The 327-nt window shown below is 61.5% G+C and carries 1 protein-coding gene; it reads right to left on the reverse strand.

Annotated elements, in window-relative coordinates; all coding sequences use genetic code 11:
- Positions 1-327 (reverse strand): efflux RND transporter permease subunit (locus tag AC0L20_RS40415; RefSeq protein WP_473295732.1); only part of this gene is annotated, 327 nt, incomplete at both ends.

Here is a 327-nt window from a genome sequence, read left to right on the forward strand (position 1 = left end):
CGGTATTGTGATTGCCAAGAAAGAACGGCGAGAAGGCCAGCACGATCACCAGCGATGAGGTCAACAACGGTATTGCCAGGGTGCGTCCGGCTTCTTCGCAGGCCAGGCGCCGTTCCTCACCGGCATGCAACCGGCGTTCGATGTCCTCGGCAATCACAATACCGTTGTCCACCAGCAAGCCGAGTGCGAGGATGATCGCGGCGATCGATACGGTTTGCAGCTCCACCCCCAGCATGCGCATGGCGATCAACGTACCCAGAATGGTCAGCGGTACGATGGCGCCCACCACCAGCCCGGTGCGCCAGCCCAGGAACAGCATGACCACGG

It is taken from the genome of Bradyrhizobium sp. Kon58 (assembly GCF_055807455.1).